The organism is Acinetobacter sp. ABJ-A23_2 (assembly GCF_044538765.1).
In the GTDB taxonomy this organism is placed as follows: domain Bacteria; phylum Pseudomonadota; class Gammaproteobacteria; order Pseudomonadales; family Moraxellaceae; genus Acinetobacter; species Acinetobacter nosocomialis_A.
On the sequence record NZ_JBIUCP010000076.1, the window covers coordinates 1 to 9,709 of the forward strand.

9 protein-coding genes and 1 tRNA gene are annotated in these 9,709 nt (G+C 33.7%); 6 read left to right on the top strand and 4 right to left on the bottom strand.

Annotated features, from left to right (window positions below; genetic code table 11):
- Positions 1 to 205: 205 nt before the first annotated feature.
- On the bottom strand, positions 206 to 1,057 hold the full coding sequence (locus tag ACH63V_RS17325) for a LysR family transcriptional regulator (RefSeq protein WP_396464211.1): 852 nt from the start codon (positions 1,055 to 1,057) through the stop codon (positions 206 to 208).
- A gap of 94 nt (positions 1,058 to 1,151) precedes the next feature.
- Between ACH63V_RS17325 and ACH63V_RS17330 the strand changes: the two genes are divergently transcribed.
- From ACH63V_RS17330 to ACH63V_RS17340, 3 genes are all read left to right on the top strand, one after another.
- Positions 1,152 to 2,081, top strand: coding sequence for a DMT family transporter (locus tag ACH63V_RS17330; RefSeq protein WP_396464212.1), 930 nt, complete (start codon positions 1,152 to 1,154; stop codon positions 2,079 to 2,081).
- 114 nt (positions 2,082 to 2,195) lie between these two features.
- Positions 2,196 to 2,660 (top strand): hypothetical protein, encoded by a 465-nt coding sequence (locus ACH63V_RS17335; RefSeq protein WP_396464213.1) that lies wholly within the window; start codon positions 2,196 to 2,198, stop codon positions 2,658 to 2,660.
- Positions 2,661 to 2,913: 253 nt separating this feature from the next.
- Entirely contained in the window at positions 2,914 to 4,329 is a 1,416-nt protein-coding gene (locus ACH63V_RS17340) for a purine-cytosine permease family protein (protein WP_396464214.1), read from the top strand.
- A 60-nt stretch (positions 4,330 to 4,389) separates the two neighbouring features.
- Here the strand turns inward: ACH63V_RS17340 and ACH63V_RS17345 are convergent, their stop codons facing one another.
- Positions 4,390 to 4,827, bottom strand: coding sequence for a PACE efflux transporter (locus ACH63V_RS17345; protein WP_263613544.1), 438 nt, complete (start codon positions 4,825 to 4,827; stop codon positions 4,390 to 4,392).
- Positions 4,828 to 4,916: 89 nt separating this feature from the next.
- Between ACH63V_RS17345 and ACH63V_RS17350 the strand changes: the two genes are divergently transcribed.
- Complete coding sequence (locus ACH63V_RS17350) at positions 4,917 to 5,816, top strand: LysR family transcriptional regulator (RefSeq protein WP_396464215.1); 900 nt, start codon at positions 4,917 to 4,919, stop codon at positions 5,814 to 5,816.
- Positions 5,817 to 6,406: 590 nt separating this feature from the next.
- Here the strand turns inward: ACH63V_RS17350 and ACH63V_RS17355 are convergent.
- A complete protein-coding gene (locus ACH63V_RS17355; RefSeq protein WP_396464216.1) occupies positions 6,407 to 7,633 on the bottom strand; it encodes an integrase in 1,227 nt (408 codons plus the stop codon).
- A 158-nt stretch (positions 7,634 to 7,791) separates the two neighbouring features.
- Here ACH63V_RS17355 and ACH63V_RS17360 point away from each other — a divergent pair.
- A tRNA-Ile gene (locus tag ACH63V_RS17360) sits at positions 7,792 to 7,868 on the top strand.
- Between the two features lie 196 nt (positions 7,869 to 8,064).
- Here ACH63V_RS17360 and ACH63V_RS17365 read toward each other — a convergent pair.
- Entirely contained in the window at positions 8,065 to 8,928 is an 864-nt protein-coding gene (locus ACH63V_RS17365) for a hypothetical protein (RefSeq protein ID WP_396464217.1), read from the bottom strand.
- 277 nt (positions 8,929 to 9,205) lie between these two features.
- On the opposite strand from ACH63V_RS17365, the gene ACH63V_RS17370 reads away from it, so the two are divergent.
- The coding region (locus tag ACH63V_RS17370; RefSeq protein WP_396464218.1) for a TetR/AcrR family transcriptional regulator at positions 9,206 to 9,709 on the top strand (504 nt) is incomplete at its 3' end.

Genomic DNA, 9,709 nt, shown 5'->3' on the forward strand with positions numbered 1-9,709 from the left:
ATTATTAAGTTTAGCGGCTTTCGGAATTGGTATAGGTATTAGTCATTTAGATTTTTTCTTATTTTTTATTGGATTACTTTTTCTACTATGCTTTTTTCTAGCTTTAAAACAAGCACAAGAAGATGCAGGGATTTTTCCCGACGAATAAAAAATCTTTTAATTTAATAGATACATCAGGAAAAACAGAGTTAAACAAAATTTAAAATTAAACTCTAAATGGTTCAAAACAATTTAAAAGAAAATCCATCACCACTCTTACCACAGGACTGCTCCGTAGATCTTCGTGTATGACCAACCAAATTTCAGCGCTCATCGGGTCATTATCTGGTAATTTTACCAAATTGCCTTGTTGACCTAAAAAGTCAGGTAATACGGCTAAACCTACTCCCCCACATGCAGCTCTCCATTGCAACTCAGGATGATTAGTAACCATGAGCGGGTCTTTATTATTCAATTTCTCTTTTAATTTTTGTTGTTTCTGTCCATGTACACCACCGACCTTCACACTAATCCACTCATAATTTTCTTGGTTCGTTGAAGCCAAATAACTTGGGGTAGCATATATTCCAAAAGGGATTTCTCCGACTTTACGAGCAACTAAATATTCATCTTTAGGTCGCCCAAACCTTACTGCAATATCAGCCTCTCTATGCTGCAAAGATACATAATGAACATCCCCAAGTACACGCAGTTTTAATTGAGGATAATGATGATAAAACTTTCCGAGATGAGGCATGATTAGATGAGCAGCCGTTAATGGAGGCATACTAATAGAAACAGTTCCCGTAACCTCCTGCTGTCCAGCCAGAGCAAGCCGCTCAATAGAAAACGTTTCTTCCATCATACGTGCCACTACTTGGGCAAGCCGGTCGCCTTCTGATGTTAAAACGTAAGTGCGAGGTCTACGATCAACTAATTTTAATTTTAAGTTCTGTTCTAACTGAGCGATTCTTCTTGCAACAGTGGCATGGTCAACCCCTAACTTTCTTGCCGCAGCTGAAAGTGATTTTTCTTCAGAAAAAACTGAAAAGTAATGTAAATTTTCCCAATCTATCATTGTGCAAATTTTCACATCAGAGATGAATTAATATGGAATTGTACACCTTTAAGTGATTACTCAGAATAGAGACATTCTTTTTCGGAGCCCTATCATGAATAAAACGATGGTTTATGCTTACACAGGTGTTGTAATAACGATGCTTTTTTGGGGCTCAGCATTTAATGCGATGTCTTATATTATCCAATCGATGCCTCCTCTTTCAGCAGCAGCTGAACGTTTTACGCTTGCAAGCCTTGGCCTATTTATTGTTTTTGCGGCCATGGGAAAATTGCGTTGGAACGTTTTACGGCAGAATTTATTTATCTATCTGCTTATTGGAATTATAGGTATTGCTGGTTTTAATATAGGCTGCTTCTATGGCTTACAGACAACATCAGCAGTCAACGGTGCTTTAATCATGGCAACTACGCCATTGATTACTCTACTGTTAGCAATTTTGCTCGATGGAGAAAAATTAACACTTCCTAAATCTATTGGTGTTGTATTTGGTTTAAGTGGTGTGCTTTTTGTTATTAGTCATGGACATTTTTCAACGCTACTTCATTTAAAAATAGCAATTGGTGACTTATTCATCTTACTCGGTGGTATCAGTTTTTGTTTAGCCAACGTGTTATCACGCCGTTATGTAAAAAATGCTACGCCTTTAGAAACTACCACTTTCTCTATGTTGTTCGGTGCTTTGACTTTAATCATATTAAGTATAATTTTCGAACATCCATTTAAAGCAGTTGTTATGGCACCTATTAGTGCACACTTGGCAATGGGTTACGTCATTATCTGCTCTACCATGATTGCTTATTTATTTTGGTTTAATGGCATTCAAAAACTAGGCGCAGGTCGAGCATCAATCTTTTTTAATTTTGTTCCAGTTTTTAGTATGTTGGTGGCACTGTTGGCTGGTCAAGCTCTTAATATCTGGCAACTTATAGGGACTGCTTTAGTCATGCTAGGCGTGCTAAGTAGTGGAGGATTTATTCAAATCAAGCGTCCAACGCTTATGGCTAAGCCTTGTACGAAATAGTGATCACACAAATTCATCTTAATTATTGCGTTGTAACAAAGAATGTATGTTTCTTTAAAACTTAACAATTGGTTGCCATATATAGTTTTAAAAACACAACAAGGAGAAATTAAGATGAATTTGGATTTTACAACAATCGAAAAACAGGCCAGATTGCTAAAAGAAGAGCAAGAGAAACTAGAACAGCAAGATCATGATTTTCAGTTAGCTTTAGATAAGCACAGAGAATCATTAAAAGACTTATTTAAAGAACTATTTCACGATCGAGAAATTAAAACAGAAAAAGGAGGTCAGTTTTGTGTCGTATTTGGTGATTTTAAAATCTCTTTACTGATTGAAACTGCCAAATTTGAAAATGGTGTACCCGTTAAATTAAACTCTGTGAACCCACTTATCGTTAAATTTAAGAAAGATAAACCCGTTGCAAAAGCTCAATTTTCTGATGCAACACAATATCTCGATAGCGCTTTTGAAACGCCCCATTATCAATACTATTATAAGCACGATGATAAAACTCAGTTAGTTCAATTTTCGGAACTACCTGTATTTTTTCAGGCCATTCTTGATGCAGAAGTCTGATTATCTGCCCTCATTAGAGGGCTTTTTTATAAGCTTAATTTATAGGTTAAACCTTTTCATATTTATAAAATCAGTCACAACACCAGTTGAATTTTCACAGCACATCTAAATTTATGAGCCCACAAATTTTATAGCAATGATTTAAATAAACCCATTGCTTCTTTTTTAAATAACTTGTATATACATGTTTATATTTGTTTATACAAAATGGATTCTAATAAAAGAAAAGCTCTTAAAGGATAAGGAGAGTGTTATGGACTCATCAACTGGAACATCAAAAAGTGGGTTTGTTGAAAACCGAAGTATTGACTTTATTCCTGAAAATGAAAGGCATGGCAGTATATTCGCCCAATTTACGCTTTGGTTTGGTGCCAATTTACAGATTACAGCTATTGTCACGGGTGCATTAGCCGTCGTATTAGGTGGCGATGTATTCTGGTCAATCATTGGCCTATTTATCGGACAATGCTTTGGAGCTGCTGTCATGGCTTTGCATGCAGCCCAAGGACCAAAACTTGGCCTTCCCCAAATGATTTCCAGTCGGGTTCAATTTGGAGTGTATGGTGCATGTATTCCCATTATTCTGGTTTGCCTAATGTATATTGGCTTTACCGCAACTGGTGAAGTACTGGCAGGTAAAGCAATTGCACACCTTGCACAAGTCAGTAATACGATAGGTATTTTAATTTATGCTTGTTTTATTATTGTATTTGCAACTATTGGCTATCGCTTAATTCACTGGGTAGGAAAAGTCGCAAGCGTTATCGGTTTAATTGCTTTTATTATTATCCTTACTCAAATTTTGGCTCTCTCGAATATTTCAGAATTGCTTGCGGTACGTCATTTTAGCTGGTCATCATTTTTATTAGCTGTTTCTCTTTCTGCTTCTTGGCAAATTTCGTTTGGGCCTTATGTTGCCGATTACTCTCGTTATTTACCTACAAAAACCTCTTCAAATCGGGTGTTTTGGGCGGTTGGACTCGGATCTTTAGTCGGTTCACAAATTTCCATGACACTTGGTGTATTAATTGCTCAAGTATCGAATGGTGGTTTTGTCGGTAATGAAGTTCAGTATGTTGTAGGCATGAACCCTATCGCTCTCATAATTACTTTCTTATATTTTAGTATTGCCTTTGGAAAGGTCACTTTATCCACACTCAATGCTTATGGCAGTTTTATGTGTATAGCAACGATTTGGAATAGCTTTAAACCAACTGGACAAATTTCAAAACTGACCCGACTTATCATTGTTCTTGCAATGGTTCTAATCTCAACATTTATTGCTGTTGTAGGTGAACATACCTTCTTAAGTGCATTCAAAGCTTTTATTTTATTTCTTCTGACATTTTTCATTCCTTGGAGTGCAATTAATTTAGTTGATTATTATTTTATTTCTAAAGAAGAATGTGATGTAGACGCACTATATGATCCAAATGGTAAATATGGACGCTGGAACACCATTGGTATTGCTTGTTATTTTATTGGCATATTACTTCAACTACCCTTTATCGATAGCAAATTTTACAAAGGACAAATTGCCGAAATGTTAGGTGGAGTTGATTTATCCTGGTTAGTTGGATTGTTATCAACTGCGCTTTTATATTATGTGTTAGCAAAAAGAGCTCAAATAAAGGTTTCAAAAAATCTTGAGCTTGAACAAATTAAATAATTTCAGATGAGATATCAAAGTTAACAGATCAGTACTTTGATATCTCTTAAATATTTTCGTCTACTCTTGAACAATCTTTACCTGTGCAGAAGCAGGTAATCCAAATAATTTATCGAACGTCCAGTTAAATATAAATGTATAAATTGGAATGATGATAATAAAGGCAACATCTAGCCAGAATGCGGCAACGAGAGAAATATTCATCCACCATGCAATCAGCGGAATTAAGAACATCACCAAAGTGATTTGAAAACCGATCGCATGTCCGATTCTACGTTTAACCGTACGTGACTTATTTTCTTGGCGGGCTTCCCATTTTTCGTAAAGAATGTTGTAAATAAAGTTCCATGTTACCGCAATAGTCGTAATCATGACTGAGAGCGGACCAGTATGCTCTACACTATCGCCAGCGAGAAGAGCTAAACCAACTGATGAAATCACCATTCCAATAATTTCATATGAGGACACATAAACAATACGACGCTTTAAACCTTGCATAACCAATCATCTTTTCTTACTTCTTTTTATTTTAGTTTCAGTTAAAATCACACATAAAGTTAACAGCTTTCAGTTCCACTGATATCAAAATGAATTTTAATAGCGAAAATATAGAGCTTTTCTTAACTGTATTAGATACAGGATCTTTTTCGGCAGCGGCGCGTAAGTTAAATCGAGTACCATCAGCAGTGAGCATGGCTGTTGCCAATATTGAGGCAGAACTTGGTTACCCCCTGTTTGAACGTACTCACCGTAAAGTTATTCCTACTTCGGCAGCTTTAGCATTAGAGCCTCAAGCAAGAATTATTGCTGAGCAACTTAGGCTATTAGGCACCCATGCCTATGAACTTTCATTAGGGCTTGAAAGTAAACTAAAAATTGGTGTTGTTTCAGATGCGAATACCGATTTACTTTTTAAAGCCATAAAGAAACTGGCTGATAAATTTCCCTTACTTAACATAGAGATTATTACAGCTCCACAAGACGATATTCTAAATTTGCTCTATACAGAAAATATTAGTCTTTGCCTTGCAGGTTCAGATCTCAATATAAAAATGCGTGAAAGTTTGCAATTGGTGATGAATGAAACTCTAGTCGCCACAATTTCTGCTCATCATCCACTTTTAAAACAAAAGAATAAGTTAATCTCTATCGAAGAATTAATTAATGTTCGGCAAATTGTGGTTGCAAGTAGTGAATTAAATATGCAGGACTCACGTTCCATCGTTGGGGCCATGTATTGGAAAACCAACAGTTTACAAACTGCCATTCATATGGTCGAGGCTGGTTTGGGATGGGGAAATTTTCCTTTATCTTTAATAAAAGAAAAAATTGAGCAAGGACATTTAGTTCAACTAGATTTTAAAAATACAAAAAATCATTTACCGCTCTCTATCTATCTCATCTGGCTCCAAGATAAACCCTTATCAAAAGCAGCAAGAGAGCTTGTACAAATTATTCAAGCAAACTTATCTAATGCTGCTCATTAAAAACCGCCATATAGGCGGTTTTTCAGTGCTTATTTAGATTTATCAGCTTCGGCTTTATCATTCTTATGCTTATAACAATAGCCAAACATTGCACCTGCGCTGAAAAAAAACATTGCTTTTAACATGATGACACTCCTATGCCTCGTTTAGTGAAAATTAAACTTAGCATTTAGGTATGTTTCACTTTGACTACTATTTAAATCAGTTTTGTTCATAATGAAAATTTACGTGTCAATTTTTTTCAATTTATTAAAAAACATCTAAAAACTATTTAATTGATTTTATTAAATTAATTTTTTAAGAGATTTAGACTTTAGTTATCATTTAAAAACAAAGCAAAAAGCCTATTCATAACGAATAGGCTTCTTACTGTATTTCAGGACTAAGCAATAATAATAATTATCAAAAATACTCCACTACTGTATAAATTCCAAGTGTTTTAGTCAAGTATAAAATTCATCAATTACAAATAGTTGTAGGAAGTGTGAAAGAATAATCATTCTGTGTTTTACTGACAAAACTTACTATAAACTTACACTAATTTTAGAAGAGGAAGTATTCTTATTTTTAGTTTAGAAAGTTCAAAATTTTTATAGATGGGTAGTGATAGATTTAATAAATGCATCTCTATATATGCCAAGAACAACTTGTTCTACCCTATTCATTCTATTGCGCATATCGTGAGCCACATTGATAGATTCTGGCGTTTTCTCTTTCTCATCTACCTTTCTAATAAATAGTGGTTTATCACTTAATTGATCTACAACAAAATTAAATGTTCTACGTAAATCTTGAAAAGTAAAAGAGATATTACACTGCTCTTCTATTTTTTTTCGGAATTTTGAAATATTAACAATATGACCAGTTTTAGACTTCACAGATGGGAACACCCATTCTTCCCTAATTTTCATTTTACGTTTTTTCATTAAATGCCAAAGGAAATCACCCATATAAAGTTTATATCGCTCATTATTATAAGTATTTATAAAAGAGAGGCTTCCTTCGTCCAAGTCTAGATCTTCCCAACGTAAACATTCACACTCATTTCTAAAAAGCCCTGTTAAAACAATTGTTAATAAAAAGTCCTTATTTGTTTCATTTTCTTGGCCCCGACCTTGATATTCAATAATTGCATGGACCCATTTTGTTAAATTTTCTCTATCAATATAATTATTTCGAGGTGGAACCGTTTGCAAAAGTTGTTTCGAATTTAAAAAAGCAACTGGGTTCATCATAGGTATGACTGTTTCTTTATTTTTATTTTGATAATATTTAACCGAAAAACAATAAACAGCTCTCAATACCCGCATAGCTAAATTAGCTTTTGCATAACTACTTTTAGATAATTGGATATACTTATCTTCAATCATCTGTTCAGTAATATGAATTAGTTTAAGCTCTCCCCAGTCTATTAAGTATTTTTCTATGACTTCTTTATAGTCAACTAATGTCCTTTCTTTTAGCTTATGGTGATTTATATAAGTCTGGAAAGCTTCATTTAAGTCAGGCTGATAATTTTTCTTATCTAAATTATTTTTTAATATTTTATTATTTTTGATAGTTGAAGGTTTGCGCTCAGATAAATCTTTTAACTTTTGCTGGGCAAGTATACGTGCTTCTTCAAGAGTAATGTTTTCGTAGTCTCCTAATTTACAACGTATTGATCTACCTTTTACTTTCTTCTCTACAATGTAGGTTTTATAGGAATTATTTACACGAATAGCAAAGCCAATAATCTCACTGTCGCGATAAATTGCTGGAATGAGTTTAAGTTGATCGATAAATGGCTTAGTTAGCTTTACTCGTGAAGTGCTCATAAGCTAGAATCCCTATCGCTTGTGATAATTAACAATATAGCAAAATATTTTTCAGGTCTACTGCGCCTACTTTTGAAAAATACTTGTGTTTAATAAAAAAATTGATTAGTATTGCAAGCACTGAAAAGCCTTGAGATTAAAAGCTTTTCTTACTTATAGGGCCTATAGCTCAGTTGGTTAGAGCAGCGGACTCATAATCCGTTGGTCCACAGTTCAAGTCTGTGTGGGCCCACCAAATACAAACCCCAAAAACCTAAAGTTTTTGGGGTTCTTTAATTTTAGGCATCTTAAAATACTGCTGAATATCACTACATTATTCAAAAACTGATCACTTAAACTTTAAAAGATCTTTACCTATTTCCATATTTTTAAACATTCCTTTTAGTATTTATGATTGTTATAAATTATTGAGTTAATTATTTGATATATTCTTAAGCCAGATTCTGTTTAGGAACTGATTTCGAGTTTTCCATTTGAATATCCCAAAACTTTTCCCATAAATCACAATATTCAAGACATAAGTTTTCTAAATGAACATAATCTTCTTCTATACAAGCTTGCATCAAAATAAACCATAAATCTTCTTCATGATCATCATCTGCTGCCTCAGCAGTTTCATCTTCGGATACACCATGAACATGGTAATACCCACCACCCTCAACTTCTATACCAACAGCACTGGTTGCTCTTCGCAAAGGCGGACTATATAAAATAACTTCTTCTTCTGCTACTGCCAGTAAAGCGGAAACAGCTTTATAGTCGTTATAGGAGTTTTCTAAAAATTCTCTTACTTGATGTGCAATGCTGGTCGGTTTATAACTTCGGCGCTCTTCCTCAGTTACTCCAAAATCATTAAGCACATCTTCGAATAATGGATAATGAGCATATTCAGGGTTTCCCTGATAGTAACCATCTCGGTCAGCTCCCGGTCTAAATCCAAACTCATCAAATATATTCAGACTTAAAAGAAAACGGGGGAACATTTTTGCCCCTGCATGCAATCTAGGCTCTAACTGTTTTGTTTGATACTGAGCCATTAATAAAGCATCTGTGAATGTTTGTACGATTGCATGGCGATATTCCAAATGAATACGCTTTAAATTTTCTTTATTAATCTCTCCGTTATTTAAAGTTTCAATTGCAGGATGATGAGATACCGGATGCTGCGCAATCTTCGCTCTTAATTGAGTTAAAAAGTTAAGATTTTTATCCCAAAGTTCGGCTGAAATGCTTTGTTTCATCCCTGCGAGTGCCTTTTTCCTAGGATTATTAAAGTTCTCAAATTTTTTAGGCATAATCCACGCTCGTTAAACTTATTAAAGTTCTTTGGTTTTCCATATTTTATTTTAAAAACAAAGAGTTATACCAAAAATAAAACTCCTTTTATCAAAAATCCATATTAGAATTAAAATCATACGAAATCAAATAGAATATTTAAAAAAAGTTAAAAATAATGCTTATTATTTTTATAATATTAACTTGAATCAAATTATGTTTTTGATTATGATCAATTTGATTAAAAATTTAAAATCTATGTAAAGTAATAATTAGTTTTAACTATATGGAACAGTAATGTCAAAAAAAGAAGATATTATAAATACTGCTTTAGATCTTTTTAACCAAATCGGTTATAACGCTACAGGCGTAGATAAAATTATTGCTGAATCAAACGTCGCGAAGATGACTTTCTATAAATACTTTCCTTCCAAAGAAAGTTTAATCATGGAATGTCTACATCATCGAAATATTAATATACAAAATTCAATTTATGAAAAATTAAATTTACATCCAGATGCTGAGCCGCTTGAAAAAATACATCTTATTTTTAACTGGTATATTGACTGGATTAATAGCGAAAACTTTAATGGTTGCTTGTTTAAGAAGGCATTTATTGAAGTATCTAAACAATACACCTCAATTCGTGAACCATTTCAAGAATATACAAATTGGCTTATCAATTTACTCAATAGTTTATTAGTAGAGTTAGATATTAAAGACCCTACTCCGCTTACTCATATCATCATCTCGATTATTGATGGGATTATTATTGATGGAACCATTGATAAAGAATTGATT